The following is a 26,753-nucleotide window of genomic DNA, read 5'->3' as shown; positions in this document are numbered from 1 at the left end:
TAAATCCTTTACAAACACATAAGCTCAACTTTTGAGAAACAAATCTGTTTTGGAACGATTTATAATTTCTGTTTGAACGCAACCAAGACATTCATAGCCTGCATAGGTGTCATATTGTACACATCCAGCTGAGCTAATTCTGCTAGGATAGGATGTTCTTCAGGCGTATCAAAGAGTGAAATCTGTTCCGTGACGGCGCTTGTTTGTCTTATTGGAGCTGGGCTTTCTTGTCCCTGACTCTCCAGTTGCGTTAAAATCTTATCCGCTCTTGCTAAAAGTTCGGCTGGTAAGCCAGCAATCTTAGCAACATGGATACCGTAGGATTTGTCAGCAGGGCCTGGTTCAATCTTGTGTAGGAAGGTGACCTGCCCATCCTGCTCCAAGGTTGCCACGTGGACATTGACCAAGTGTTCCAAACTGGACTCCAGACTGGTCAACTCATGGTAGTGGGTGGCAAAGAGGGTCTTGGCTCCGATATGCTCATGGATGTATTCGATGATGGACTGGGCCAGAGCCATCCCGTCATAAGTCGCAGTTCCCCGTCCCAATTCATCAAAGAGAATGAGAGAGTTCTTGGTCGCATGCGAAATGGCATTGTTGGCTTCCATCATCTCTACCATAAAGGTTGATTGACCTGAAACCAAGTCATCTGCCGCTCCGATACGGGTAAAGATAGCATCAAAAATCGGCAAATGGGCGCTCTCAGCAGGAACATAAGAACCCATCTGGGCCATAACCGCCGTCATGGCTAGCTGACGCATGTAGGTAGACTTCCCACTCATGTTTGGCCCTGTAATCAGCTGAATGCTGGTATCTTCTGACATCTGGATACTGTTCGGAATGTAAGTCTGCGCTCCCATGACCTTTTCGACGACAGCATGACGACCTTTCTGAATAGCGATTTGTGAATCGTCACCGAACTCAGGTCGAATCAAATGCTGGGTTTCAGCCACAACTGCTAAACTTTGCAGGACATCAATTGTCGCAATTCCTTGAGCCAAAGCCTGCAAACGCTGGATGTACTTGCCGACTTCCTCACGGATACGCATAAAGATTTCGTACTCTAGGTTGGCTGACTTCTCACGCGCCTCCAACATATCTCCCTCTATACGGGCTAATTCTTCAGTCCCAAAGCGTTCCGAGTTTTTCAGCGTCGCCTTGCGGAAAAAGTGGGCTGGCACATTCCCCAGTTGCGAATTGGTCACATGGAAATAGTAGCCGTCTTTTTTATTGTAGTCAATCTTGAGTGTGCTGATGCCAGAATTTTCTCGCTCCTTAGCCTCAATCTCAGCAATCCAGCTAGTCCCTTCTCTGAGTACTCGGCGGTATTTATCCAAAGTCTCATCAAATCCAGTCCGAATAATGCCACCTTCTGTAATCACATGAGGGGCCTCAGGAGCAACCGCTGCGCTAATCAAGCTCTCTAACTCTGGAATAGCATCCAACTGTTCGATGAGATAGGTCAGAGCAGGCTGCTCCATTCCTTCTAAAATCGCACGAATCCGTGGCACACTAGATAAGGTGGTTGCCAATTGTAAGAGATCCTTGGGATTGGTCTTGCCAAACGAAACCCGACTAGCCAAGCGTTCGATATCATAAACTCCCTTAAGACTGTCTGTTAAATCACTGCGCTCAAAAAAGTGGTCAAGAAAGACCTGCACCACCTCTTGACGTTGGACGATTCGTTTCTTATCAATCAAAGGACGGTGGATCCAAGAACGCAAGAGCCGCATTCCCATAGCTGTTTTGGTTTCATCCAAAAGCCAGAAAAGACTGCCCTGCTTCTTACCTGAACGGGCATTCTCAATCAAATCTAGACTGGCCTTGGTCGCATAATCCATCTGCAAGAAATCTTTGATTTCATAACGGATTACCGGTTTAAGATGGTTCAATTCCCGCATCTGGGTACGGTGAACATACTGGAGCAACTTACTAGCTGCCGCTTGCTCCACAGCTGCTAAACGTGAATCCAATAAATGGATGTCCTCAAAGCCTTCTTTCTCGTAGGAAAGTACCAGATTCATCTGACGACTGAGAATTTGTTCTTCCTCCTCAGACAAGTCATAACCCAGCACGACTTCTCGAGCCTTGAGATTACGGATTTCCCCACAAACAAGGGTAAAGTCCAATAGTCCCGTTACATAAAAATCACCTGTCACCAGATCCATGTAAGCCAGCCCAAACTGATTACCATCACGATCTAAGGCGACCAAGAAGTTGTTTTGGCTGTCTGGCTTACTGCTATCGACCACTGTCCCAGGTGTAATAACCTGAACCACCTCTCGCTTGACAACCCCAACCGCCTGCTTAGGATCTTCCATCTGCTCGGCAATAGCCACCTTATAGCCCTGCTCAATCAAAACATCAATATACTGCTGGGCAGAATGATAGGGGACTCCTGCCATGGGTATCGGATTTTCTGCATTTTTATTACGACTGGTCAGTGAAATCTCTAAAATCTGCGCTGCATTGACCGCATCTTCATAAAACAACTCATAAAAATCACCCATCCGAAAGAGCAAAAAAGCATCTGGATATTGCTTTTTAATATCCACATACTGCTGCATACCAGGTGATAGTTTTTCTGTCGTCATATTGGCTCTCTCCTTGTCAAAAATAAGGCTTGGGAACAAGTCCCAAAACCCTATCTATCCCTCATCAAATCCAGCAAACGCTCTTCCATGACCTTGGCAACATGCTGGTCTCGACAAATAACCAGTAAGGTATTGGCACCAGCAACCGTCCCTAAAATCGACTCGTCCTTATTTTTATCAACAATATTTGCTAGAACCGCCGCTTCTCCAAGCTTGGTGTGTAACACCAAGGTAAACTCTGCTCTCGCAACTCCCTCTAGATGATGAGACAAAAACTCTACCAAATCAATCTTGTCTGTCTCATTAGCTAAAACATAGAAAACCTTGTCATTTTTCTTGACCTTGGTCAAGCCAATTTCACGCAGGTCGCGAGACAAGGTCGTCTGTGTCACAAAAACATTACAAAGTTCCAAACGATCTTGAATTTCCTTCTGGGTTCCTAGTTTTTCCTCTGCAATCATCTTTTTAATCAACTGATGCCGTTCTTTTTTTCTCATTTTAACCTCTTACATGAATATTTATAACTGATTTTAGAGTTGTTTTTAGATATAATTATACCAAAAAAACTGAATAATTCAAAAAAATTTTCTTCTTTATCTAAAATTATGATAAAATAGAAGAAAAGCCCAAAAGGAGCCTACTTATGAATACAAAAGAACTGATTGCTAGTGAATTGGCTAGCGTCATTGATAGCCTGAATCAAGAGGCTATTTTAAATTTACTGGAAACACCTAAAAACTCTGAAATGGGGGACATCGCTTTCCCTGCTTTCTCGCTAGCAAAGGTCGAACGCAAGGCACCGCAAATGATTGCTGCCGATATTGCTGCAAAGATCAACAGCCAAGCCTTTGAAAAAGTGGTGGCAACGGGTCCTTACGTAAACTTTTTCCTTGATAAATCTGCTATTTCTGGTGCAGTTATCAAAGAAGTCATCGAAAAAGGTGCTGACTACGCCCAACAAACGGAAGGCCAAGAACAAAATATTACGATTGACCTTTCTAGTCCCAATATCGCAAAACCCTTCTCAGTCGGCCACTTGCGTTCAACAGTTATCGGAGATGCTCTTTCTAATATCTTTAAGAAAATGGGCTACAACACTATTAAAATCAATCACCTTGGAGACTGGGGGAAACAGTTTGGTCTTCTCATGGTTGCTTATAAAAAATGGGGCTCTAAAGAAGCCATCGAAGCCAACCCAATCGATGAATTGTTGAAACTTTACGTTCGCATCAATGCCGAAATCGAAACAGACAAGGCTCTCGATGATGAAGGTCGTCTCTGGTTCAAAAAACTAGAAGATGGTGATCCCGAAGCAACTCAACTTTGGCAATGGTTCCGTGATGAAAGTTTGGTCGAATTCAACCGCATCTACAAACTACTCGGTGTTGAATTTGATAGCTTGAACGGTGAAGCCTTCTATAATGACAAGATGGATGAAGTCGTACAAATCTTGGAAGAAAAAGGCTTGCTAGAAGAGTCTCAAGGGGCTTGCATTGTCAACTTGGATGATTTTGATTTGCCACCTGCTATGATTAAAAAATCAGATGGCGCTACTCTCTACATCACTCGTGATATCGCAACAGCCATCTACCGTGCTCGTACTTACAACTTTGTTAAAAATGTCTATACTGTCGGCCAAGAGCAATCTAACCACTTTAAACAGTTGAAAGCTGTCTTGAAGAAAATGGGATTTGCTTGGAGTGACGATATGGTTCACGTTGACTTTGGTCTTGTAACCAAGAATCGCCAAAAACTCTCTACTCGTAAAGGAAACATCATCCTGCTCGAGCCAACTCTCCAAGAAGCCATCACTCGTGCTAAAGCTCAAATCGAAGCGAAAAATCCTGACCTTGAAAACAAGGATCAAATCGCCCAAGCTGTTGGAGTTGGAGCTGTCAAATTCTACGATCTGAAGACTGACCGTCGAAATGGTTATGACTTTGATTTGGAAGCAATGATTTCCTTTGAAGGTGAGACTGGTCCATACATCCAATACGCTTACGCTCGTATTCAGTCTCTACTTAGAAAAGCCGATTTCCAACCAAATGCTCAAGCAAGTTACAGTCTAAATGATGCCGAAAGCTGGGAAATCATCAAACTTCTCCAAGACTTTGCCCGTGTCATCAAACGTGCTTCTGACAACTATGACCCATCGCTCATTGCCAAGTACGCAATCAGCCTAGCTCAAGCTTTCAATAAATACTATGCCCACACTCGTATTCTAGATGAAAGTCCAGAGCGCGACAGCCGTCTAGCCCTCAGCTACGCAACCGCAGTCGTTCTCAAAGAGGCTCTTCGCTTGCTCGGAGTAGAAGCGCCAGAGAAGATGTAAATCGTTACAAGAGACTGGAACTAAAGTTCCTAGTCTCTTGACGGCAATCGCTATATGGCGAATTGCCTAAACGCTTCACTAATTCACCAAACCAAATAATATCGATTTGGTTTGGCTCATGTCGTAATACTTCAATTACTTGATTGCAAAGCAATCTAGATAACTAACGCCAAATCCTATATGGACTTTGGCTTGGCGCTTTACTAGTCTTTATATCAACTGGGCGGACTTTTCGGTTAAAGGTCCAGACCGTCTGACTTAATCTATCATATACCTGTTCTGTTCGTCTAGTGACTTAGTTGAAAAGCGAAAATTTCTTTCGCTTTTCTTATGTCATCAACTTTTTTATCAAACCAGGAGAAATTTTATGAGCCAGTACGCTTATATCTTAGTTCTTATCAGTCTTGTCATTCTTTTTCTTATCAATAAATACGAAAAAGAAAAGCTTCAGAAACTCCTTCAGGAACAGCTTTTGAAAGACGAAACTTTCAAAGCAGATATCCACGAAAGAATCCAAACTACAGAGAATATCAATGATGTCATCGCCTACATCAACAAGAGCTATCGTTTGGGACTCATACTTTCAAAGGAAATCACTGATCAACTCAAATAATCAAAATCCGAGAAGTCTTCTTCTCGGATTTTTCTCTTCTTCATGAAACTTATAATGAGCTATCAGGACTGATAATCAAGCCTTCTTTCTGAAATTTTCTAAATTTTTTCAAAATTTTCTTGCATTTTTCCTGAGTTTCTTGTAGAATAGAACTTATCTATTCAGATTATTCTGAAAATTCAAAAACGGGAGGTTTTTATGTCACAAGTTACTTCATCACACCAGTCTACCTGGACAAGCAAGCTGAAAGCGATGGGACCAGGGATTCTAATGGCTTCCGCTGCAGTCGGAGGTTCTCACATCGTATCCTCCACTCAAGCTGGCGGTTCTTATGGATGGTCTCTACTTCTCTTGGTCATCTTAGCCAATGTTTTTAAATACCCATTTTTCCGTTTTGGTGCTGAATACACAGCAGATACTGGAAAGACCTTGGTTGAAGGCTATGCAGAAAAAGGCAAGCTCTATCTCTGGATTTTCTTTATTCTCAATGTCTTTTCTGCCTTGGTCAATACTGCCGGTGTTGCCATCCTTTGTTCAGCTATCATCGCTAGCGCTTTTCCAATGATTGGTCTTAGCATCACTCAATGGTCTCTTATCCTTGTTGCGGTCATTTGGGCTATGCTGCTCTTTGGTGGCTACAAACTATTGGACGGTATGGCAAAATGGATCATGTCTGCCTTGACTATTGCGACCGTTCTTGCAGTTATTATTGCAGCAATTAAGCATCCAGAATACAGCTCTGATTTTGTCGAAAAGACACCTTGGCAAATGGCGGCACTCCCTTTTATCGTTTCCCTCCTAGGATGGATGCCTGCTCCTATTGAAATTTCAGCCATCAATTCACTCTGGTCTGCTGAAAAGAAAAAGACCGTCAACTTTAATACAGCGGACGCTCTTTTCGACTTTAACGTTGGTTACATTGGAACTGCTATCCTAGCTGTATTCTTCGTGGCACTAGGAGCACTTATTCAGTATCCTACAGGTCAAGCAGTTGAAGCCGCTTCAGCCAAGTACATTTCTCAATTCGTGGGCATGTACGCCTCTGTCCTTGGCGAATGGTCTCGATATTTGATTACCTTCATCGCTTTCCTCTGTATCTTTGGGACAGTCATCACCGTTATAGATGGCTACTCTCGTGTCAATCAGGAATCTCTTCGACTCTTGCTAAGTCAAAAAGAGGATAATCGTAAATCTTTGAACATCTGGATGACCATTACAGCTATCATCGGTATCGTCATCATCAAGTTCTTTGCTGGACAAGTTTCAATCATGCTCCGCTTTGCCATGATTGGATCTTTCCTGACAACACCATTCTTCGCTCTTTTGAACTATGTATTGGTGACGCGTGAAAATAAAAATCTTCCTTCCTGGCTAAAACTCCTCGCTATTGCAGGATTGATTTTTCTCTTTGGTTTTGCTATCTTCTTTATCTATGCACTTGCCATCGGAAAAGCAGGATAGTTTATAAAATGGCACCCTTATGGGGTGCTTTTTGCATACATAAAAAGCAGTTGAAAATCTCAACTGCCCTTCAGTACTGCTTTATTTTTCTGTCTCCAACTCATATAAGTCCGCGATAATCGCTGCGACCTTTTTAATATCTCCCAACATTCCTCGCATTTCAAAGTCAGCCAAAACTGGGAAACCAAAGCGCTGACTATACTGCTTGGCGGTCAGGCAGTATTGATTGTTAAAATTGCGATTCCCAGAACCCACTACCCCAAAACACTTACTAGCATTGTCTCCATAGGCGATAAAATCACCCACTGGAGTCGTTAAAATCTCAACATCGCCGTTATCGACACCATTTCCACCTTCCAGATAGGTTGGCAAGAAAGCGACATAGGGATGCTCCATTTCAAAGAATTCTTGACCTTCCTTGACCAAGTCCTTGATATGGATTTTTTGGACCTCAATCCCCTCATACTGGGACAAGAGATAATCCTTGAGCCGGGTTACAAAACTCTCTGTATTCCCGCTCAAACTGATATAGACTAAGGATATTTTTTTCATGATGACCTCGATTTTTATGTTTAAAATATTAAAAGAACTACCAAGATTGTAACTTGATAGTTCTCTTTTGTCAATACTTAGGCAACTTCCTCTGTTTCGGCTTCTTCAGCCAAATCTTTTTGTTGGCGCCACATCTTGTAAAAGACTAAGGCTAAAAAGAGGATATTGATGATGATGAACAAAATATTTGTTCCTTGTGCTAATGCTCCCATTCCTAAGCCGAGGGTAGTATCTTTGATTAATTGAACCGCATCTTGAACGTTCATATAGCTATAAACCAAACCAACAATGGCTAGTAAAACATAACCAATATAAACATAGTTTGCGAATTGCACATTTTTACGTACGAGAAATACAAAAGCTACTACAACTAGAATTGCAGATAAGACAATCAACAACGTATTAAAAATAGAGTGCGATGACGCTGTTACTTGGTAAGTATAATTGACTGTGTCTTCTAATTGCTGGGCAGTGAGCGTCCCGCTATTTACCAGGCTAGCACGAAGAGCATCTTTACTCGGCAATAGACTCAAGACTCCAAATAATGACATAGATGAAATAAGGGCTGATAGGACTAACAAGACCCAAAGATAAATAGGATTCTTTTTCATGTTTTCCTCCATAAGATATTTTGAACATTATAGCATTTTTTGTACAGGAATACAACTTTTACAAGCTGGTTTCAACTTGTTTCCGATAAGCTTTCGGTGATTTTCCGCACAATTTACGGAAAACCTTGTAGAAATATCCAACATTACTGTAACCTACTGCATAGCAAATATCTTCAATACTATCACTGGTCGAAAGTAAGAGTTGCTGCGCTGCCTTAATTCGCTGTTTATTGAGCAATTCCGCAAAGGTTGAGTTGGTTTCCCTCTTGATCAGCTGACCGAGATAGACAGGATTGATAAAGAGATCCTTGCTAATATCCTTAAGTGTGAGTTCTTTCTGATAATCACGCCCAATCACCTCCAGAACGCTCACCACATTTTCATTCATGCGGTACTGGCCAAAGAACTTGATCAAGGTCTCTTTGATGTAGGCAACCAATTCTTCAAAGGAGTTAATGGCATGGATGGCTTTGACAATCTCGGTCATATCATCTGCTTTTAGGTGTTCAAACAAATGAAAGACATCCATGACAAACTGGGTGAAGAGCTGCTTCGTGATGGCCACGCGCGGAGTATTCTCCAAAACAACCTTCTCTAGCAAGGTTAATTCTTCGATGATTTGATTGATATTCCCTTGGATAATCACCCGATAAATCGGCTCATAATAAGCAAACAAACTCTCGGATTTTTCTAGATTAACTGAACCGTAGAAGAGAGCTTTTTCTGCATTGATCTTCCATTTTTCAAAGGCTTGTTGGTAGGGCGCTACAAAAGGCGTTACTACGATTCCATCTAGTGGTTGATCAGAGATAAAAATCTGCCAGTCTTGACCTAAAACATAGTAAGGAATAGTGAAAGAACCTTGTTTTTCCTTGGAAAGGCCTATCCACCAGTTGTCTTTACCTGCTAAGAAGTTGACAAAGCCTTCTTCATCCAATTCTTGGCTGAGAGTCTGGCTTTGCTCCACCTTTTCCTGAAGTTGGCTCGCAATTTTTTCCAATAAATGACTCAACTCCACCTTATCCACTGGCTTCACCAGATAATCCACGACACTGAGGTTCATTGCTTTCTTGACATAGTCAAACTCCTGATAGCCAGACAGCAAGATATAATAGGCATCTGGGAGAATCTCCTTCATCTCCTTGATCATCTCAAGCCCTGTCTTATCTGGCATGTTGACATCCGAAATGACCACATCAACTGGATTTTCCTTGACGTAGTCCAATGCATCATCTGCGTGATTAGCTGTTGCGACGACTTGCATATCCCATTTTTCAAAGGGGATTAATCGCTTGAGCCCCTCTGTCACCATATACTCGTCGTCTACTAATAAAACTTTATACATTTCCCTTCCTTTCTATTCATTTTGAATAGTAATATGGTAACGAACACCTTCTTGTTCAGCTGACTCTACACTGATTTGGTAGCGATCCCCAAAATAGAGGACAAAGCGTTCGTGTACATTGATTATTCCAATTGATTGTCGCTCTCCGCTGTAGCTTGCCTCGTGCTCAAAACTTCTCTGAGTTAGTTTTTCTTGCAAGCTAGCTAGTTTCTCAGCAGTCATCCCGCGACCATTGTCTACCACTAGGATTTCAACAAAACCTTGACCCTTCAAAACCTTGATACTGATCACATTGTCTGTTCGGCGGTGGTCAATACCGTGGGCAAAGTAGTTTTCGACCAATGGTTGAAGCGTAAACTTGGGAATCTTCATATTTTCTAATTCTGGCGCGATCTTAAAACCATAAGCAACAGACCTTGGATAGCGAACCATACAGAGATAGCTATATTTTCGGCAAAATTCCAACTCCTGCTTCAACGTTGTTTCCCGCTCGTCGGAGATATTATTGCGTAGTAAACTGCTAAATTCATAGATAATATCCGCCAGTTCATCTTGGCTTTCCATCACCGCATACATCCGCAAGAACTCCAAGGTATTATACATAAAATGAGGGTTAATCTGAGCTTGCAAGGCTCGCATATTAGCATCTTTTTGGCTCAGTTCCAACTGATAAATATCGTGGATGTTTTTTTCCAGTCGGTCCAACATATCATTGGTTGTTTCTGAGATGAGGAGCAATTCCTGGTCTTTCTCAGAAGTATCAATGCGAAGTCCCTCTTCTCCTTGGGCAATAACCTGAATAGACTCAACCAGATCCACCACCTGCTTTTGGTAATTGGAAAAGGTCTGTCTCAGAGTGATATACAAAATGATGATAAAGAGAATACTTAGTCCAATAATGAAAGCCGAACTGGTCAACGTTCCCTTAAGAACAAAATCCTTAGGAACGGCTACACGAACTTGATAGTCATGGGAGGTAACTCCTACAAGCCAGTTCTCCCGCTCGGCAGATACTGTCTCCCCAATCTGAAACATCTCCGTATCAAAAGGCGAAGTTACTGTTACAGCCATCGGGATATGGCCCCTTGTATTGTCAATAGCATCATGGAGAACGTCTGGGGAAAGGGAGATATAGATGACTCCTAAATCCTTGTCAGACACAGGATCGGATACAGGAATGGCAAAACTATTGGGAGCTGGTTTGAAATTTTCTGCTGGAATTTTCTCTCCACTTCGTTTCCCTCTGGTAGAAACAAAGACTTCTTTATAATCCTGAAGGACAATTGCCACACCCGTCACAAAGTCATTTCTTACATACAAATCGTCAATGTTTTCATACAAGGATACCGAGATATAGGGAGAAGCCTTGCGCTCTAATTGCCAATAAAAATAGTCTGGTGTACTGAGACTAAAGTACTTATAAATCCCTTCAATCCGAGCCTGATTTTCAACCAAAGTCTGGGCAAGCTGAGTCGACTCTCTATGGTAATATTCAATCTCACTCACTGTCCGAGTCGTCACACGTTGAGCTACACGTTGTGCTTCTTTTTCACGGGAACTCCAGTCAGCATAGGAGAGCATGACCGCAAAACTTGCAATGATGGCAATCATCACCAAGGTATAGATGCGCAAGAGCGAGTGGAGCCAGAACGGCCTCATTTTATTTTGTCGCCAATTTTTCATGGATGCTTTCATATACGGGTTCCAACATATCACTAATAAAGAAGTGCCACACACCAATTCCTACGAAAAAGAGGAGGGCAGGCATATAGTAACCAATTCCTACAAGCATAACTGTACCAAATAAAACCTTGCCAATTGCCGGCAAATTCATAAAAATTCCGATAAGAGCGAGTTTTACGGTATTTCGATAAGAGAGTTCATAGTGAACTTGTAGTTTCAATGAAACGGTATAAGCTAAAAAAACAAAGGCAACAACAAGGATATTGAGAAAGGTTGCCAAGAGATGGAAGATAGTTTGATGGGGCAATTGAACCAAAAGGTACAAACCATAAACTAAGACTAGATCTACAAGTACAAAACTATAGAAAGCGAGATTGCTCTTGACAAAATTACTCTTATACAATTTCCAAGCTTCTTTCAAACTATAAGCTCGGTAAGTATAACCGTGCTCCGCATATAAACTCATAAGAGTTGCACTAGCTGGTGCCAAACCAAAGACTACACCTCCTGCTAGTGTGAATAACCAGAAAAAAGCCGTCGCAATCATTCCTAAAAAGAAACGATTAAAGACGAATTCTAGAAACTTTCCCATAATATCCTCCTTAAAACAACTATGTAACTATTATATCATATTTCAAACGTTTTCAAAAACATAGAGCACCCATTTACAATCCTCTAAAAGCGTGATACAATTGATTTTGACAGTTTTATATAAGGAGATTCTCATGAAGAAAAATATCTTAACTACCCTCTTAGCCGTCGTTCTCTACTTTCTCTGTCTAGGAATTGGAGTATTGCTTGGACACTTGGTGGATTCAACGGGCAATATGTTCTATGCGCCTGCCTTTTCTGCCCTCGTCGGGGGGAGCATCTACATGTTTCTTTTGGCAAAAGTTCCTCGTTTTGGTGCTATCACGATTCTAAGCCTTTTTATGGCACTATTTTTCCTAGCTAGTAAACACGGTGCCGGCGCCTTTCTACCAGCTATCACTTGCGGTCTTACAGCAGATGCCACCGCTCGTCTCGGCAACTACAAAGATCGAATCAAAAATACCCTCTCCTTCCTCGTCTTTGCTTTTAGTACAAGTGGTCCCATCCTCCTCATGTGGATTAGTCCAGAATCCTACGCGGCAACTCTCCTCGCTCGTGGAAAATCTCAGGAATACATCGACCGTATCATGGTCGCACCAGAATTGGACAAAATTTTTCTCTTTGTTGCAAGCATTCTCCTTTGTGCCTTGATTGGGGCTTTGGTTGGGCAATTTCTAACTCAAAAAATAGCCGATAAACTATAAGGTAAAAGCCCTGAAGACTAGCAATGCCTAGTTCCAGGGTTTTTTTGTATACAATCTTAAAATTCACTATAGATAAATTCTTGAATATTCGAAAAATCGGTCACAAAACAGTAAATCACGATGCTTAAGATAACCGTATAGAAAAATAGTGTCCACAAGATTAATCGATGTATGTTAGTTAGCTTGGTTTGCAAATTTGTAAAGTTCTTTTTCAACTTCCATCCATCCTTTCACCCCAACGTGCATCACGTCAAATAAAAAGTAATCATCATACTCTCTGTTTCCATAGTTTAGTACCGTTGCACCATGGCTTTTTGCGACATCTTCTATTTTTTTATAAGTTTTCTCCCGCATCTCTCTTGAGACACCCGTGTAGTCATTCCATTTCCCGTTTACTGGGAAAATAATTACCTCAACTTCAATGCCCAATTCTTTGGCAACTGTCAAGAAGAGTTCCATATCTGAATACTCTGGTGACTCCAGATAGCTCAAATCCTTATTAGAATCTTTCAGCGATGCATAGCGATCTTTTAGGTAGGTATTGTAGTAGTTATTATCAACAGCATAATCATTATTGTCTGTTTTCTTTTTGACCTCTTCTACAAACTGATTTGTCATTTTCTCCCAATCATAGTCTGGGGTTTTATCTCCTAGTGAAGGATAATCTGATTTGGCATGTTTTTGATAAAAAGTCTGTTTGAGCTTAAAGGAATACATCGCCTTATCAAACTCTAATAGTTTTTTATCAACAATGGTTCCTTTTCCATCTATGAAATAACTTTTGTATTTTTTGTAGATGTCGTTTTGTTGCTTGTTCCCCTTGGTAATCTCGATAATGCGATTGATTAGTCTTTCTTTCGTTTCCTTACTGATCTTGTCATTATCTAGCATGTGGAAAATATGTTCCTGAGAAGCCTTGTTCAAAAAGGCATCTTGATGAGTTCCATCTTTTTCAAACCACTGAACAGACTCTACTATAGCCACTTTTCGCTTACTCATAGATCCTTCAATAGAACCCAAGGTCGTAGCCTGAATGATATTTTGTGAATAACTAGTCCCAATCTGCATGATATTAAAATCATTGTAGTTAAAAATTTTATTGGGATGATAGTCTTCATTTATCGTCGCAACCAACTCAGATGACCCCATTAAAACCAGGGTGTTGGGAGTGATATTACTTGTTAAAATATCTCTACTTTTATACTTTTCATACGAGGTGCTGTAGCGAATACTGTTATCCTTGACTTTATAATAATCCTCAATCTTCTTGACATAGGTCACATTTAAAAGGGCAAGCGTCGCAATTACGAGCACAAGCGATAGTAAAAATGCTTTTAATTTAATCATTTCGTTTTATCCTATCCCTTCAATCTGGCAGACTTCTTTTCAATCTCTTATCTCTTTAAAATCGTAAGTAAGATTTTATAGGGTTCACCTGAAAAGATAAAGAAACCAATCATAATCAAATTCATGGTCACAAACCAACTTAGTAGCTTATACCAGTTTTTGTTTTTATTTTTCTTATAAAAATTGCTTTTCTTTTGATATACTTCAAATCCAGCCATCAAGACACCATGATAAAAACCATAAACAATGTAGCTAACACTAAGACCATGCCAAAAACCCATGACCAACATGTTGACCATATAGGCATAGGTTGCATTGTGTAGTCTATTTTTAAACCATTTTTTCCTGATGACCTGCATCAATACTCTTGAAAACACAAAATCTCTCAACCAAGTAGACAAGGTGATATGCCATCTGGTCCAGAAATCCTTGATATCGACACTCAAGAAAGGTTTGTTAAAGTTCATCGGTGTCTGAATACCTAGAATGTTACTACTTCCAACAGCCATTAGACTATAGCCTGCAAAGTCGAAGAATAGATACAAGGTATAGAGGTACATATATTTAATTGAGTAGACGACTGTACCCGTATTGCTTAGAGCGAGTAACATCTGGTAAACATAGGTTGACAAAACAACCTTGTAAAGTAGACCCAAAACGATACGATAAACACCGTCCCCTGCTAACTCTAGATAGTCTTTACGAGGCATGACCTCGTTTATCTCTTTTAGAAATCTCCTGCTTCGATCAATCGGCCCTGCACTAACCGTAGGGAAAAAAAGTAAAAATTGCAGGTAGTCTTTTATGCTAATCTTTTCTTTGATCAAACCATCCGATATTTCTAACATAATCTGAATGGTCTTAAAGGACATGTAGGAAATTCCAATAAAGGCCAACAAATGCAGAGAAGTCAGGGCAAAGACTTTATTAATCACTAAGGGAAGAATAGAAAGGAAAACCAGTGGTTTCAGCCGCTTTGCCTCTATCCTCTGTGCTAGAAAAACCAGAAAATACTGGTAAACGATAAAGACGAGTAAATAGACAATCATCGCTCGACTCTTGCCATAGATAGCCCCTGCAAATAAGAGGGAGAGCGCCAAAATATAGTAGTCTTTACGTTTTTCAAAAAAGTTTACCACAAAACCAATCAGTAACACTACAAACAAGAGAAGGAAAAACTCATTCCCCTCGAAATAATTCATATCAACCGAACTCCTTTTTCATTTTCTCATCTTGCTTCAGAACTTATCTTTCTAGCTTTTTCCTATCCTATCACTAGAGAGAATTAGCTTTATCTATTATACCATAATTTAAAAACTTTAAATGCCCCTGTTGGCAGCTACCTAGAACCAAAAAGAGCCCTTCGGCTCTTTTTATTTATGACTTAATTTCTTGGTCAAGAAATCTCCCAAGAACTGGATTGTAAAGATAATCAAGATGATAATGATGGTTGCCAAGATAGTCACATCGTGATTGTAGCGGTTAAATCCATAGGCAATGGCTACGTTACCGATACCACCAGCCCCAACCGCTCCGGCCATAGCTGTTTCCCCAACAAGGGAAATCAAGGTCACAGTCGTCACACGGATCAAATCTGGAAGACCTTCTGATAGGTAAACACCCACGATATCCCAGAAAGTCGCTCCACTAGCCTGCGCTGCTTCAATGACACCACCATCCAGTTCAGCCAAGATCACCTGCACCTGACGGGCAAAGAAGGCAAAGACCGCAAAAGAAAGTGGAACAAGGGCCGCATTTGGCCCAATACTAGTCTTGACAATCAAGTGAGAAAGTGGTGACAAGATAGCCAAAAGGATGATAAAGGGAACCGCACGGAAAATAGAGGTAATCTTGTCTAAAATCCAGAAGACAACCTTATTCTCCAAGACGCCACCTGGCGCTGTCAAGACAAGGAAAAGACCCGCCACGAGCCCCAAGAACCCTCCGATAATAAAGGAAAGAACTGTCATATAAAGAGTTAGGTAAATGGCTGTTCCCCAGCCAGCTTGACCTGCCCAGCCCATTTTATAGACATTTGGTAAATAGGTTTGAATAAACTCTGTCATTCTACTGTCCTCCCTTCAATACTTTTAACTGCACACCCGCTTGACGGATGGCTTCTTGAGCGCCTGCTAGCGCTGCTTTTTCTCCTGACAAGATCACAACCAGTTCTCCAACAGGAGTGCCATCGAGAATTTCGATATTTCCATAGAGAATATTAGCCGTTACTTGGTAATGCTTGTACAATTCATTCAAAAGTGGTTCGTCTGTCGAAGCCCCTGCATACTTGAGCTGCACTAAGATACTGTTCTCAGATAAATGTTTTACGATTTCTTGCTTCTCAATCTTAACCATGGCTTCGTCAATACCTGTAGCAGTTGAGATAAAGTCTTGAGTCAAAGGTTGTTTAGGATCCGAGAAGATTTCAAGAACACTGCCTTCTTCAATCAAACGGCCATCCTGCATAACTGCCACACGATTGGCAATGTCTTTGACAATCTGCATTTCGTGTGTAATCAAGACAACAGTCAAGCCTAGTTTTTGGTTCAAATCTTGCAACAAGGCTAGAATTTGCTTGGTTGTCTTAGGGTCAAGAGCAGACGTTGACTCATCTGAAATCAAGATTTTCGGATCATTGGCCAAGGCACGCGCAATGGCCACACGCTGTTTTTGCCCTCCTGATAGTTGTGAAGGGTAGTTTTCGGCACGATCCGCCAAGCCAACCAAGTCCAACAACTTAGCTACTTTAGCTTTCTTTTCTTCCTTGCTGAGTCCAGAGTGCTTAAGGGCAAAGGCCACATTCTCCTCTGCTGTCTTTTGACTCATCAAATTGAAATGCTGGAAAATCATCCCGATATCTTGACGTTTGCGACGCAACTGCTCCGCAGTCAAGGTCACCTTGCCGTCAAAAATCACATCGTTATCAATGGTAATTTTACCTGCAGATGGTTTTTGCAAGAGGTTAATCACCCGCACAAGGGTTGATTTCCCTGCTCCAGAATATCCAACGATACCGTAGATATCCCCTTCTTGGATGTGAATGGTCACATCCTTGACCGCTGTGATAGTTCTCTTCTTTTGGTGAAAGGTCACATCGATCTGATCTAACTCGATAATATCTCTACTCATAGCTTCTAATCAGCTCCTCTACTAATTCAATATGGGTGTAGTAATCGGCGATTCGCACGTTTTCATCTCCACCATGGTCTCGGCTATTGGCATTTCCTAGACCGAAGGCCACCATGGGTACCTCTAGGGCATCAAAGACCGTATGCATAGGTCCTGTCCCCGCCGTTGTCGGTAAGACTGATACCCCCTGTGGATAGAATTTCTTGGCCAACTCGATCACATTGAGAATGGCTGGCGCACTCATATCGCTTCGATAGCTCATCTCTCCCAAGGTATAGTATAATTCTACCTTATCAAAGCCATTTTTGTCTAGCTGTTTCCGAATTTTTTCCAGAACATCATGCGGTTCTAGACCAGGAACCAAACGAACTTCTAGCTTGGCACTGGCTTCTGCTGGCAAGATTGTTTTCACTCCTTGCCCTTGGTAACCTGACTGAATCCCTTCGATATTAAGGGCTGGCTCGAAAAAGAAACGTTTTAGAAAGGCTACACGTTCCTCTTGTAAGAGAGGCAATTCCAAGCCATAAATGCGACTGATTTCCTCAGGATTGCGTTGGGCGTAGGTATCCACCAAGGCTAGTTCTCGTTCATTTGGCTCTTGAACATCCTCATACAAGCCTTCTACTAAGATACGGCCATCAGCAGCTCTCAGACTACTTAAGGCCTGGATAAGATACCACGGAGCTGATTCCACGACACCACCATAACTCGAGTGGATATCCACATCCGCACTTTTTACCTTGGCATCAAAGGTCACAATGCCCTTGTTTCCTCCAGAGATTTCCAGCTGTTCCAAGGCATTTTTGGTTCCTTGCTCCCAGACCAACAAATCTGCACCACGGAGTTTGTCTGCGTGTTTCTCTAAATACTTATCTAAATCCATGGAAGCAGACTCCTCTGCCCCTTCCATGATAAAGCTGATATTGACAGGCAGGTCATCGTGGTGCTGCATATACTTTCTCAAAGCACTCAAACGAGCTGTGATGTGGCCTTTGTCATCGTCAACCCCACGTCCATACATAAAGCCATTTCGCACAGAAAGTGTAAAGGGATCCTCTGTCCACACCTGGTCGCCATCTGCTGGCACGGTATCATAGTGATTATAGAAGATCAAGGTCTTGGCATCCGGACGCGAACTCTTGAAATGCGCCATGACAAAGGGAGCCGTATAAGTCTCATCAATCTCCACTTCAGCTCCTACACGCTTGAAAATCTCACTCAGATAGTTTGCGACTTCCTTTAGTCCAACCTGCTGGGCAAAGACTGATTTCTTGGAAATTAAGGTGCGCAAGACTTCAAAATAATGTTGAGCAACATGATCCTTTTCAAATTTTTCAATCTGCTCTTGTTCGCTAGGAAAAACCATTTTCTCTCTCTTTCTACTACGTACTTGTGTCCTCAGAACAACCACAAGTGCCTCTTTAAAATCAACTCTCTATACAAAAGCAAGAGGTGGAAACTCTCTCCCACCTCCCTGTGTCTTATTACCAAACTGGTTGGTCCAAACCGTCTGATGTTTCTTCGATAACTTTTTTCACTTCATCAGTGTGGTAAGCTGCGATAATTTTCTTGATTGCATCCGCTTTAGGTGATGATTCCCAATCTTTTTTCGCAACGATGATGTTGTACCATTGTTTTGAGTTTTCATCAGCTTGTTCTTTGAAAAGTGCTTTCTTGTAGTCCAATTTTGCTTCTGTAACGAAAGTATTGTTTACAACGGCAGCGTCAACTGATGATAATGAACGAGCTGTTTGACTAGCATCCAATTCAGTAATCTTCAAGTTCTTTGGATTTTCTTTGATATTAGCAACTGTTGCAAGAGCCGTTCCAGAAACATCCAATTTGATCAAACCAGCTGATTGAAGCAAGTAAAGCGCACGGCTTTCGTTTGTTGCATCGTTTGGTACAGCGATTTCACCGTTATCTGGGATTTCTTCCACTTTAGTGTACTTATTTTCTTCCCCATTTTTACCTGAATAAAGGCGGATTGGTGAGATGTAGGTATCTGCAATCGCTACAAGATCTTTTCCGTTTTCTTTGTTCCAGTTGTTCAAGAAATTATAGTGTTGGAAAGCGTTCAAGTCAACTTCACCATCAGCAGTTGCCTTGTTTGGCTGTGAATAGTCTGTGAACTCTGTGAATTCCAATTTAATGCCATCTTTTTTAACCAATTCTTGGATTTTATCCCAACGCGCTTCTTCAGAACCGCTACGGTTAACTGTTGCAATTTTGACAACTGTTTCATTGTCTGCTTTCTTTTCTGAATTTCCGCAAGCTGCAAGAGCCAAACCTGCGACTGTAGCAAGCGCTGCTACACCGAGCCATTTTTTAATTTTCATGATTCTTTCTCCTTAAAAATAATACCGTAATAGTATCTCATACTTTATTTGATTTCGCAAATTGTTATTAGATAGGCAGACATATAGTTTGAAACTATATGTCTAAAAATTGAGAAATCATCCACCTTTCTCAGACTGGATGATTTCATACGACTATTTAATGTCAGCTTCTGCTGGTAGGTAAGTGTCTCCGAAGAATTGTTTAGACAATTTTTCAAGCGTTCCGTCTTTGTAGAGTTCTTGGATACGTTTGTCTACAAACGATTTCAACTCATCTTGACCTTTGGCAAGAAGTGGGTAAACATAAGGTTGTTGGTCGCTTGGAAGTTCGATGACTTTCAAGTTGTCCAATCCTTGGTTCTTGATAACTGTTTCAACACCAATCTTATCAAAAATCTTATAATCAAATTGTCCATCGCTCAAACGTACCATGATTTGTTGGAAATCTGCCTTGGTGTAGTTAAGGATAGTTGGGTTATCTGCGTGTTGTTTGTTATATTCTTCCAACTGTTTAGCTGATGTAGTCGCTTGAACAATCTCTGTTGATTTTCCACCGATATCATCGAGAGATTTGATACTGTTATCATCTTTCTTCACTACAAGGACATTAGGGTTTTGGGCAATAGGTGCTGCATAGAGGTATTTCTCCGCACGTTCTTTAGTATAACTAAGATTGTTTACAGCCATAGTGTAGCGGTCAGCGTCAAGTCCTGCAAAGACACCTGACCATTCTGTCTTTTCAAACTTAACATCATACTTGTCAGAATCTTTAAAGATAGCGCGAACTACTTCAATCTCGTAACCAGTCAATTCACCATTTTCTTCATAGATAAATGGCTTTGGTGATCCGTTAGTCGCTACGACAATTTCCTTCTTACCAGATGCTGCTTCGCTAGTTGCAGTATCTTTCTTCTCACCACCTGAGCAAGCTGCTAGTACACCTGCAGCAACAAGTCCTAGAGTAGCAAGAGATGAATATTTGACGATTTTTTTCATGTCATTTCCTCCAAAATAGAATACCTTACTATCTTATCAGAAAATAATTTTTTTCGCTATTATATGATATCTATCTCGGTGATAGGTTTTTTTTATGGCTGACTAAAAGACCAGACGCAAGACTGCAATTAAGACCACTCCAAAAAGAACAGTGCCCACTAGATTGCGGTAGCGAAAGGCTACCCAAGCCGTTGGAAAGACTGCCAAGAAGTCCAGCCACTTGATCTGAGGAAGACTCCCAACCTTGCCTGTCACTACACTTGAAAGGATCAAAGCAAAGATAATAGAAACAGGCAAAAACTTCAAAAAACGCTCGACGATTGCTGGCAACCCCTTGTACTTGACCAAGATGAAAGGAATCATACGGGGAATCCAAGTCACCAAGCCAGAGAAAATAACTGCTAATAAAAGATACTTACTGACCATCTAAGATCACCCCCATAGTACAACCTAGCAAGGTCGCAAACAAAACAGCTAGTGATTGAGATACCACTGTCAAGAGCAAAAAGAAAGACACCGCAACAACTGCTAGGATCAGCAGCAGATTCCGTACAGGAACCCGTCTTTGCATAATCTGAAATTGCGAGGTAAAAATCCCGATAAACATCCCAACAAGGGCAAAGTCTAATCCAAAGACCTCTGGATTTGGAAGAAGACCACCTAAAGCCGTTCCCGCCACTGTCCCAATAAACCAGGCTACATAACTATTGAGATTGTTCCCATGCATCCACATAGGATTGACATTGTCTGTATGGGCTAATTCTCCCATCAAAACCCCGTAAGTCTCATCTGTAAGGAGACTGGACATGCCGATATTTTGCCAGAGGCTAGTATGACGGAAATAAGTCGACGCATGCAGACTCAACAAGAAGAGACGCAAGTTGATTAAAAAGACCGTCATGGCAATGGCCGCCACAGGCGCTTGGACCGCAATCAATGCCAACATGGCAAACTGGGCGCTCCCAGCATAAACAAAGAGGCTCATCAGGCCCATCTCAACAGGTGTCACATGGGGAGCGCCGATAATCCCGCAAGCTAGACCGATACTAACATAGCCAAGGGCAGTCGGCATGGCCGCATGTACACCTTCCCAAAATCCTTTTTCTTTCATCTCTCTCCTCTTATTTTCTTCGTTTGAGACTGTTCAAAGTCATAGCCACAGCAAGGATTATTATAACACATTCATAAAAGAGAAAAAAGTTTAGAGTTTGAAACTAGTAGTTCGCAAACATTGTTAAAAAGCATTACTTGCTTATTGATACATAAGAAACTGATCCACTCGGATAGTGTACTTATCAACTTGGCTTTCAACATACCCATCTTCTGTCGGGTAAACATCGACCCAGAGTTCTTTCCTTTTCCCTTTCAGCTTGACTTTATAGCGATAGCCGTCATCATATAGTCCTACTGTATCAGTTGCCATGGATTGGTAATCTGGAAGAGCTTCAAGTTCTTTTTTTACAGTCTGGAATAAGTTAAAGAGCAATGCTTGCTGCTCAGCTGTTGAAGCAACAGGGAAATAAACCGCTACTGTTTCCAAGCGATGCGATTTTGAAAATGTAAAGGTCGCTCGGCCAGTATAGCCCTTCAAAGCAATCTGTTCATAGTGATAGAAAAGGCGGCCTGTTTTATAGAAATAGGGGTCTTCTGCACGCCAGGTATCGCGATAGGCCATTTCCTCTTCTTCTACCACTTTATCAACCTCTCCAAATACTTCTTCAAAAGACTTCTCAGGCATATAAAATGAAAGGGATTTAAACATGACTAGTTGAGTTCTTTGTATTTGTCTTTCCGGAGCATTTAGGCATGCTGTTAGAGACACCAACAATGCCCCTAAAGCAAGCAAACTACTGATTATTTTTGTAATTTTCATATATCTACTATACAAAAAAAGTCTCAGGCTGACAAACTTTGATAGAGTCGGATTCCGTGAAGGGTAAGTAACAAATCGTCATAATAAAAAAGACTGAAAAACCAGTCTCATTTATAATACTTAGCTAGTCAGTTCTTTTGTTTTTATGATTGGCGAAAACTCTAAAACAACAAGGGGAGAATTTGACCAATACCATTGTAGACTATATGCAATCCAATAGGCCAATAAATGGACTTGGTTACTCTAAATAAGACTGCAAAGATAAGACCGCCGCCCATATAGAAGACAAAGTCTGTCAAGATCCATCCATGACTACTAATATGCAAGACCCCAAATAAAACAGCCGAACCGAGCACATCCAGTCCCCATTTTTTCCCTTTCTCCAGAGCAGTCATCACCAATCCACGATAAATCATCTCTTCAAAAATGGGACCTGCAATTACAGGATAGAAAAAATACATCAAAAATGCCGTAGCTCCTGTAAAAGTAGGAACATCCAGTTGATAAGCAATTTCATTTTTGGTAGGGGGGAAAATAAAAAATGTTACGAAATTCCAAATAACAAAAGCAAGAAGAGCTAAAAAGGAATAAAAAAGATAAGAACCTTTAAATTTTCTACTGTTGATTTTCTGCCATTTACCTAACCAAACCATAACAATAATAGCAAGCAGAACCACTAGAAAATTTAACAGCATATCTGACAAATAATAGGAAAAGTCAGATAGCCCAGCAGCAAGGTCGCTGTGTAAGAGCAGACGAATCAAGAACTGGTCAGCAATGACAAGTAGAATGGCTATAATAAGGTAGTAGTGTGAGATTATCTTTTTCATTCTATTTTCTCCTATACTATGAAATAAAGACAGCCCCTACCCAAGAAAAGGCAAGGGCTTTGAATATCAATCACGGCGACGATTAACAGTGGAAGAATCATGGTTAAAATATTTCTTCCAAAAATTAGTGATTGACCAAGGTGTACCTAGACCTCCCCAGCCTCCCCAATTTCCACCACCTGGGATGTTCGCAACATTCACAAGATCTCCTCCGTAAACTGCCTCTAGCTCGACTTCTGTTAGTTCCATTGTTTCTGCAAATTGTAAGTTCAACATCATTTACACTCCTTCAATTATTCTTACTTGTAAACCACTTCTGCGACCTAGGATTTGCTTCAAATGTTTTACAAGGACAGTATAACATGGAAATTGACTTATTTTAGAAAATCGCATATTTGATATTTTTTCTTATGGAAATTTCACATTTGCGATTTTGATTGATTTGATTATTTCACTGATATAATATAGTTACCATTATGTAGGAGGACATGAAATGAAGAAACAAATCATAGCATTATTGACAATCGTTGCTGATATTATTATCATTTCCCATCTTTAACTAATCGATAAGTGCTTTATATTGCTGAAAACGCAATTCAAAAAGGGCTGTTAATTGTAGATTTTCTAATACTTGCAGAGATTGGATAAAGTTTTCAATCTCTTTTTGATTGCTTCCCTTAGTTTGAAGGAAAACACTCATTTTCTTTAAAAATTGCCACAACAATTTCTCAAAAACATCATATGGCCGGAGCATGCTCTCCAACTCGGACTCAAAGATTAGGATGTAAGAGAAAAGCTTACGCTCCATGAGTTCTGAGATGATATTTAGAAAGCTACTTTTCATATACAGTCTATTGTGTGCCAATTCTTTAAATTCCTTGGATTTTTCAAGTAAAGAGGTTGATAAAAAGATTAGGTCTTGATTACTCAAGAAGGGCATGGTATTGCAAAATATATAAAGTTCAAACCAGGTCCAAGACTCGATAGCATAGAGATAGGTGGTCAAAAATTCGCTATCCTCCTCCGCTAGCAGATAGTTTTTATCCAGAGAATGGATAGCGTTTTTAATCACAATAGCATTCAAGCGACGATAGGTCTGCGCCATCTGTTCTTGCTCGATTTCCTCCAACAGTTGCTCTAAACCAGCTATATCCTGATGAGCAAAGCGATCGACAACCTTTCTACCAAATTTCATATGTGGAGATTCTTGATAGTTGTTGAGCTTGTGCCCAAACTCATCAAAGGTCACATTTATACCTTGTATAGCTAGGATCAACTTATCCGCAGACAACATAGACTGCCCTAATTCAAACTTGGATAGCTGAGATGCTGTCAGTCCGGCGCAAGCCACATCTGACTGTTTGAGTTTTCTAGCCAAGCGTAATTCCTTGTAAAATTCTCCCAATTCCATTCTCTCAATCATCTGACCACCTCCTAATTTTTATGTATTATATCATTATTTACACTAATTTGTCAAAATATTCTGACATCTAAGAGAGAAAAAAAGCCAGCCTTAAGCTGACTCCTTATTCCATGGTATCAAAAGCAAGACTTGGTTTGGCGTTGAGGTCCAAGCCTGCAACGTTTTCTTTGTTCCACTCGCTGACGCTGGCATAGGCAATCATACCTGCATTGTCTCCGCATAGACGCAGAGGTGGGATGATAACCTTGACATCTGTGATTTCAGCTGCCAAGCGTTCTCTGAGACCTTTATTGGCGGCCACTCCACCGGCCACGACCAGGGTTTTAACAGGATATTTTTCTAAGGTTTTCTTGGTTTTTGCCATGAGAATATCCAAGACTGCTGCTTGGAAGGAAGCACACAAATCCTCTATAGACAGGCTTTCTCCCTTTTGCTCGGCATTATGGTGAAGATTGATAAAAGCAGACTTCAAACCTGAGAATGAAAACTCCAGATTGTCTTCCTTGATCATAGCACGTGGGAAATCATAAATATCCTGACCTTGATGGGCCAACTCGTCAATCTCGCGACCTGCTGGATAGGTCAAGCCCATGACACGGCCGACCTTGTCATAGGCCTCACCAACTGCGTCATCTCGCGTTTCCCCAACAATCTTGTAATCACCAGCCTCAGAAACATAGACCAATTCTGTGTGACCACCGCTGACCAAGAGGGCTAGCAAGGGGAAGTCCAAAGGCTCCACACTCTGAGCTGCCATGAGGTGACCAGCCATGTGGTTGACGGGGATAAGTGGCAGGCCATGCGCCCAAGCAAAGGCCTTGGCAGCTGACAAGCCAACTAGCAGAGCTCCAACCAAGCCTGGTCCATAAGTAACGGCAACAGCTGTCACGTCCTCTTCGGTAATTCCTGCTTCTGCTAGAGCCTCCTCGATACAGGCTGTAATAACCTCGACATGGTGACGACTAGCTACTTCTGGCACTACGCCACCAAAACGTTTGTGGCTCTCGATTTGACTAGCAATGACATTGGATAAAAGCTGATCGTCATTTTTCAGTACAGCGACACTGGTCTCATCACAGGATGTTTCAAATGCTAAAATATATCTATCCTTCATCTACTTCTCTCTTCATGATAATGGCGTTCTCGACTGGGTCATGGTAGTAGGCCTTTCGCTCAGCGATAACCGCCATCTTTTTTTTCTTGTAAAATGCTTGCGCTCGGTGATTTGACTTTCTAACTTCGAGGAAAAGCTCCTTATCCGTCGGCAGTGTCGCAAACAAGGCTGACGCAATTCCCTGACCTTGATAGGCTTGTTTGACAGCGATTTGTAGGACTTCTGCTTCAAAGAGATTCTCCTGTACGGCTAGAAATCCAATCACTTCTGCTCCATCATAAGCCAGAGCATACCAAGTCTGGTCTTGGGACAGGTCTGCTTGGATTTGTTCCAGCGTCCAAGGACTGACAGGGTATACATCTACCATGATAGCGTAGATAGCTTGTGCCAAGTCAGGTTGTTCTTGGATTCGTCTGATCTCTATCATAGGCGTTTAATGTAGGACTCGCCAGACTCGGTGTGATTCTTAAGCCAATTTTCCTCAGCCTCAACACGCTTGAGGTAATTGGGAACAAAGTCATGCAAGGAGTCCGCTTCCTGGTCCCAGGCCCAAAGGGCTAAATTGGCTGCATTTGCCAAGGTTTCTTGGTAGTTAGCTTGTGGCATATGCTCTTGAATTTGTTCCACAAAGGCTTCAACTTCTCCGACAAAGGTCACCTGTTCAGCATCCTTGACTTTTTCTAACACCTCTTCAAAAGATAAATGCGCCTCTGGAAAGACAGCCTTAGCATTTTCATAAAACCCTGCATAAACATTGTTGCGACGTGCATCCATGATAGGAACCACCAAGCCTTCTTGCTGACGTGGCACCAGAGCCAAGAGACTCGACATACCAACTAACTCAATGTTCAGGGTATGAGCCAAGGTCTTAGCAGTTGCTACCGCAATTCGCAAACCTGTGTAGCTACCTGGTCCCTCTGCTACCACGATGCGATCTAAGTCCTTGGGAGTCCAGTCCAAACTCGCCATCAAAAAATCAATGGCTGGCATAAGGGTTATACTGTGATTTTTCTTGATATTGATCGTGGTCTCAGCAAGAACCTGCTTATCCTCTAAAATGGCTAGAGAAAGAGCCTTGCTGGACGTATCAAAAGCTAATACTTTCATAACACATTCCTATCTTTTGGTCTGTTTACTATTATACTACAAAAGCTGACGCATGGGAATTTTCTTTGCCCCAAACGAAAAGCCCTGCCACTTAAACAAAGAGGAAGGC

27 protein-coding genes are annotated in these 26,753 nt (G+C 41.4%); 4 read left to right on the top strand and 23 right to left on the bottom strand.

Annotation, left to right across the window (positions count from 1 at the left end; all coding sequences use genetic code 11):
* Window positions 1-59: 59 nt before the first annotated feature.
* Complete coding sequence (mutS, locus tag B7709_RS06280; protein ID WP_084972139.1) at window positions 60-2,594, bottom strand: DNA mismatch repair protein MutS; 2,535 nt, start codon at window positions 2,592-2,594, stop codon at window positions 60-62.
* 50 nt (window positions 2,595-2,644) lie between these two features.
* Window positions 2,645-3,091: an arginine repressor gene (argR, locus tag B7709_RS06275; protein ID WP_084972138.1), complete on the bottom strand. Its 447-nt coding sequence runs from the start codon at window positions 3,089-3,091 to the stop codon at window positions 2,645-2,647.
* 146 nt (window positions 3,092-3,237) lie between these two features.
* Here argR and argS point away from each other — a divergent pair, with 146 nt between their 5' ends.
* The 3 genes from argS to B7709_RS06260 all read left to right on the top strand — a co-directional run bounded on the left by argS (window position 3,238) and on the right by B7709_RS06260 (window position 7,000).
* A complete protein-coding gene (argS, locus tag B7709_RS06270; RefSeq protein ID WP_084972137.1) occupies window positions 3,238-4,926 on the top strand; it encodes an arginine--tRNA ligase in 1,689 nt (562 codons plus the stop codon).
* A gap of 367 nt (window positions 4,927-5,293) precedes the next feature.
* Window positions 5,294-5,539, top strand: coding sequence for a MarR family transcriptional regulator (locus B7709_RS06265; RefSeq protein WP_084972136.1), 246 nt, complete (start codon window positions 5,294-5,296; stop codon window positions 5,537-5,539).
* 198 nt (window positions 5,540-5,737) lie between these two features.
* Complete coding sequence (locus B7709_RS06260) at window positions 5,738-7,000, top strand: NRAMP family divalent metal transporter (RefSeq protein WP_061454134.1); 1,263 nt, start codon at window positions 5,738-5,740, stop codon at window positions 6,998-7,000.
* A gap of 81 nt (window positions 7,001-7,081) precedes the next feature.
* Here B7709_RS06260 and nrdI read toward each other — a convergent pair whose 3' ends face one another.
* The 5 genes from nrdI to B7709_RS06235 all read right to left on the bottom strand — a co-directional run bounded on the left by nrdI (window position 7,082) and on the right by B7709_RS06235 (window position 11,783).
* Window positions 7,082-7,552, bottom strand: coding sequence for a class Ib ribonucleoside-diphosphate reductase assembly flavoprotein NrdI (gene nrdI, locus B7709_RS06255; protein WP_000724244.1), 471 nt, complete (start codon window positions 7,550-7,552; stop codon window positions 7,082-7,084).
* Between the two features lie 77 nt (window positions 7,553-7,629).
* Entirely contained in the window at window positions 7,630-8,163 is a 534-nt protein-coding gene (locus B7709_RS06250; RefSeq protein WP_084972135.1) for an ABC transporter permease, read from the bottom strand.
* 58 nt (window positions 8,164-8,221) lie between these two features.
* Window positions 8,222-9,508: a response regulator transcription factor gene (locus B7709_RS06245; protein ID WP_084972134.1), complete on the bottom strand. Its 1,287-nt coding sequence runs from the start codon at window positions 9,506-9,508 to the stop codon at window positions 8,222-8,224.
* A 12-nt stretch (window positions 9,509-9,520) separates the two neighbouring features.
* A complete protein-coding gene (locus tag B7709_RS06240; protein ID WP_084972133.1) occupies window positions 9,521-11,191 on the bottom strand; it encodes a sensor histidine kinase in 1,671 nt (556 codons plus the stop codon).
* Window positions 11,169-11,783, bottom strand: a complete 615-nt coding sequence (locus B7709_RS06235; protein ID WP_084972132.1) for a YesL family protein — start codon at window positions 11,781-11,783, stop codon at window positions 11,169-11,171. Before B7709_RS06235 ends, B7709_RS06240 begins: the two co-directional genes overlap by 23 nt.
* 133 nt (window positions 11,784-11,916) lie before the next feature.
* On the opposite strand from B7709_RS06235, the gene B7709_RS06230 reads away from it, so the two are divergent.
* Window positions 11,917-12,486, top strand: a complete 570-nt coding sequence (locus tag B7709_RS06230) for an MptD family putative ECF transporter S component (protein WP_084972131.1) — start codon at window positions 11,917-11,919, stop codon at window positions 12,484-12,486.
* 174 nt (window positions 12,487-12,660) lie between these two features.
* On the opposite strand, the gene dltD is transcribed toward B7709_RS06230, so the two are convergent.
* The 16 genes from dltD to tsaB all read right to left on the bottom strand — a co-directional run bounded on the left by dltD (window position 12,661) and on the right by tsaB (window position 26,644).
* Window positions 12,661-13,833: a D-alanyl-lipoteichoic acid biosynthesis protein DltD gene (dltD, locus tag B7709_RS06225; RefSeq protein ID WP_084972130.1), complete on the bottom strand. Its 1,173-nt coding sequence runs from the start codon at window positions 13,831-13,833 to the stop codon at window positions 12,661-12,663.
* A gap of 47 nt (window positions 13,834-13,880) precedes the next feature.
* A complete protein-coding gene (gene dltB, locus B7709_RS06220; RefSeq protein ID WP_084972129.1) occupies window positions 13,881-15,035 on the bottom strand; it encodes a D-alanyl-lipoteichoic acid biosynthesis protein DltB in 1,155 nt (384 codons plus the stop codon).
* A 171-nt stretch (window positions 15,036-15,206) separates the two neighbouring features.
* The gene (locus B7709_RS06215; protein ID WP_084972128.1) at window positions 15,207-15,899 is read right to left on the bottom strand and encodes a methionine ABC transporter permease; all 693 of its coding nucleotides are present in this window, start codon (window positions 15,897-15,899) and stop codon (window positions 15,207-15,209) included.
* Between the two features lies 1 nt (window position 15,900).
* On the bottom strand, window positions 15,901-16,962 hold the full coding sequence (locus tag B7709_RS06210) for a methionine ABC transporter ATP-binding protein (RefSeq protein ID WP_084972127.1): 1,062 nt from the start codon (window positions 16,960-16,962) through the stop codon (window positions 15,901-15,903).
* Window positions 16,955-18,328 carry a M20 family metallopeptidase gene (locus B7709_RS06205; RefSeq protein WP_084972126.1) on the bottom strand — a complete coding sequence of 458 codons (1,374 nt, stop codon included), beginning with the start codon at window positions 18,326-18,328 and terminating at the stop codon, window positions 16,955-16,957. Before B7709_RS06205 ends, B7709_RS06210 begins: the two co-directional genes overlap by 8 nt.
* Window positions 18,329-18,446: 118 nt before the next feature.
* Complete coding sequence (locus tag B7709_RS06200; protein WP_084972125.1) at window positions 18,447-19,301, bottom strand: MetQ/NlpA family ABC transporter substrate-binding protein; 855 nt, start codon at window positions 19,299-19,301, stop codon at window positions 18,447-18,449.
* A gap of 153 nt (window positions 19,302-19,454) precedes the next feature.
* Window positions 19,455-20,297, bottom strand: coding sequence for an amino acid ABC transporter substrate-binding protein (locus B7709_RS06195; RefSeq protein WP_084972124.1), 843 nt, complete (start codon window positions 20,295-20,297; stop codon window positions 19,455-19,457).
* Window positions 20,298-20,399: 102 nt separating this feature from the next.
* Complete coding sequence (locus tag B7709_RS06190) at window positions 20,400-20,723, bottom strand: AzlD domain-containing protein (protein WP_000253936.1); 324 nt, start codon at window positions 20,721-20,723, stop codon at window positions 20,400-20,402.
* Window positions 20,713-21,408: an AzlC family ABC transporter permease gene (locus B7709_RS06185; RefSeq protein ID WP_084972123.1), complete on the bottom strand. Its 696-nt coding sequence runs from the start codon at window positions 21,406-21,408 to the stop codon at window positions 20,713-20,715. Before B7709_RS06185 ends, B7709_RS06190 begins: the two co-directional genes overlap by 11 nt.
* Before the next feature lie 141 nt (window positions 21,409-21,549).
* Window positions 21,550-22,170 (bottom strand): hypothetical protein, encoded by a 621-nt coding sequence (locus B7709_RS06180; protein ID WP_084972122.1) that lies wholly within the window; start codon window positions 22,168-22,170, stop codon window positions 21,550-21,552.
* A 161-nt stretch (window positions 22,171-22,331) separates the two neighbouring features.
* Window positions 22,332-23,000, bottom strand: coding sequence for a CPBP family intramembrane glutamic endopeptidase (locus B7709_RS06175; RefSeq protein ID WP_084972121.1), 669 nt, complete (start codon window positions 22,998-23,000; stop codon window positions 22,332-22,334).
* A 66-nt stretch (window positions 23,001-23,066) separates the two neighbouring features.
* Window positions 23,067-23,276, bottom strand: a complete 210-nt coding sequence (locus tag B7709_RS06170; RefSeq protein ID WP_084972152.1) for a peptide pheromone VP1 — start codon at window positions 23,274-23,276, stop codon at window positions 23,067-23,069.
* Window positions 23,277-23,559: 283 nt separating this feature from the next.
* Window positions 23,560-24,423 (bottom strand): Rgg/GadR/MutR family transcriptional regulator, encoded by an 864-nt coding sequence (locus tag B7709_RS06165; protein ID WP_084972120.1) that lies wholly within the window; start codon window positions 24,421-24,423, stop codon window positions 23,560-23,562.
* 103 nt (window positions 24,424-24,526) lie between these two features.
* Window positions 24,527-25,537: a tRNA (adenosine(37)-N6)-threonylcarbamoyltransferase complex transferase subunit TsaD gene (gene tsaD, locus B7709_RS06160; RefSeq protein ID WP_084972119.1), complete on the bottom strand. Its 1,011-nt coding sequence runs from the start codon at window positions 25,535-25,537 to the stop codon at window positions 24,527-24,529.
* Window positions 25,527-25,964: a ribosomal protein S18-alanine N-acetyltransferase gene (gene rimI, locus B7709_RS06155; RefSeq protein WP_084972118.1), complete on the bottom strand. Its 438-nt coding sequence runs from the start codon at window positions 25,962-25,964 to the stop codon at window positions 25,527-25,529. The genes tsaD and rimI overlap by 11 nt, the downstream gene beginning before the upstream one ends.
* Window positions 25,961-26,644, bottom strand: coding sequence for a tRNA (adenosine(37)-N6)-threonylcarbamoyltransferase complex dimerization subunit type 1 TsaB (gene tsaB, locus B7709_RS06150; RefSeq protein ID WP_084972117.1), 684 nt, complete (start codon window positions 26,642-26,644; stop codon window positions 25,961-25,963). Before tsaB ends, rimI begins: the two co-directional genes overlap by 4 nt.
* Between the last annotated feature and the right edge of the window lie 109 nt (window positions 26,645-26,753).

Origin of the sequence: Streptococcus oralis subsp. dentisani, from assembly GCF_002096335.1 — a bacterium.
Taxonomy (GTDB): Bacteria; Bacillota; Bacilli; order Lactobacillales; family Streptococcaceae; genus Streptococcus; species Streptococcus oralis_Z.
Note: the sequence above shows the minus strand (reverse complement) of the source record. Positions and strands in the feature narration are given on the sequence as shown.

Bases quoted from the DNA above. Each gene is read 5' to 3' on its own strand.
- mutS (WP_084972139.1), bottom strand. From the start codon at position 2,594: ATGACGACAGAAAAACTATCACCTGGTATGCAGCAGTATGTGGATATT.
- argR (WP_084972138.1), bottom strand. From the start codon at position 3,091: ATGAGAAAAAAAGAACGGCATCAGTTGATTAAAAAGATGATTGCAGAG.
- argS (WP_084972137.1), top strand. From the start codon at position 3,238: ATGAATACAAAAGAACTGATTGCTAGTGAATTGGCTAGCGTCATTGAT.
- B7709_RS06265 (WP_084972136.1), top strand. From the start codon at position 5,294: ATGAGCCAGTACGCTTATATCTTAGTTCTTATCAGTCTTGTCATTCTT.
- B7709_RS06260 (WP_061454134.1), top strand. From the start codon at position 5,738: ATGTCACAAGTTACTTCATCACACCAGTCTACCTGGACAAGCAAGCTG.
- nrdI (WP_000724244.1), bottom strand. From the start codon at position 7,552: ATGAAAAAAATATCCTTAGTCTATATCAGTTTGAGCGGGAATACAGAG.
- B7709_RS06250 (WP_084972135.1), bottom strand. From the start codon at position 8,163: ATGAAAAAGAATCCTATTTATCTTTGGGTCTTGTTAGTCCTATCAGCC.
- B7709_RS06245 (WP_084972134.1), bottom strand. From the start codon at position 9,508: ATGTATAAAGTTTTATTAGTAGACGACGAGTATATGGTGACAGAGGGG.
- B7709_RS06240 (WP_084972133.1), bottom strand. From the start codon at position 11,191: ATGAAAAATTGGCGACAAAATAAAATGAGGCCGTTCTGGCTCCACTCG.
- B7709_RS06235 (WP_084972132.1), bottom strand. From the start codon at position 11,783: ATGGGAAAGTTTCTAGAATTCGTCTTTAATCGTTTCTTTTTAGGAATG.
- B7709_RS06230 (WP_084972131.1), top strand. From the start codon at position 11,917: ATGAAGAAAAATATCTTAACTACCCTCTTAGCCGTCGTTCTCTACTTT.
- dltD (WP_084972130.1), bottom strand. From the start codon at position 13,833: ATGATTAAATTAAAAGCATTTTTACTATCGCTTGTGCTCGTAATTGCG.
- dltB (WP_084972129.1), bottom strand. From the start codon at position 15,035: ATGAATTATTTCGAGGGGAATGAGTTTTTCCTTCTCTTGTTTGTAGTG.
- B7709_RS06215 (WP_084972128.1), bottom strand. From the start codon at position 15,899: ATGACAGAGTTTATTCAAACCTATTTACCAAATGTCTATAAAATGGGC.
- B7709_RS06210 (WP_084972127.1), bottom strand. From the start codon at position 16,962: ATGAGTAGAGATATTATCGAGTTAGATCAGATCGATGTGACCTTTCAC.
- B7709_RS06205 (WP_084972126.1), bottom strand. From the start codon at position 18,328: ATGGTTTTTCCTAGCGAACAAGAGCAGATTGAAAAATTTGAAAAGGAT.
- B7709_RS06200 (WP_084972125.1), bottom strand. From the start codon at position 19,301: ATGAAAATTAAAAAATGGCTCGGTGTAGCAGCGCTTGCTACAGTCGCA.
- B7709_RS06195 (WP_084972124.1), bottom strand. From the start codon at position 20,297: ATGAAAAAAATCGTCAAATATTCATCTCTTGCTACTCTAGGACTTGTT.
- B7709_RS06190 (WP_000253936.1), bottom strand. From the start codon at position 20,723: ATGGTCAGTAAGTATCTTTTATTAGCAGTTATTTTCTCTGGCTTGGTG.
- B7709_RS06185 (WP_084972123.1), bottom strand. From the start codon at position 21,408: ATGAAAGAAAAAGGATTTTGGGAAGGTGTACATGCGGCCATGCCGACT.
- B7709_RS06180 (WP_084972122.1), bottom strand. From the start codon at position 22,170: ATGAAAATTACAAAAATAATCAGTAGTTTGCTTGCTTTAGGGGCATTG.
- B7709_RS06175 (WP_084972121.1), bottom strand. From the start codon at position 23,000: ATGAAAAAGATAATCTCACACTACTACCTTATTATAGCCATTCTACTT.
- B7709_RS06170 (WP_084972152.1), bottom strand. From the start codon at position 23,276: ATGTTGAACTTACAATTTGCAGAAACAATGGAACTAACAGAAGTCGAG.
- B7709_RS06165 (WP_084972120.1), bottom strand. From the start codon at position 24,423: ATGATTGAGAGAATGGAATTGGGAGAATTTTACAAGGAATTACGCTTG.
- tsaD (WP_084972119.1), bottom strand. From the start codon at position 25,537: ATGAAGGATAGATATATTTTAGCATTTGAAACATCCTGTGATGAGACC.
- rimI (WP_084972118.1), bottom strand. From the start codon at position 25,964: ATGATAGAGATCAGACGAATCCAAGAACAACCTGACTTGGCACAAGCT.
- tsaB (WP_084972117.1), bottom strand. From the start codon at position 26,644: ATGAAAGTATTAGCTTTTGATACGTCCAGCAAGGCTCTTTCTCTAGCC.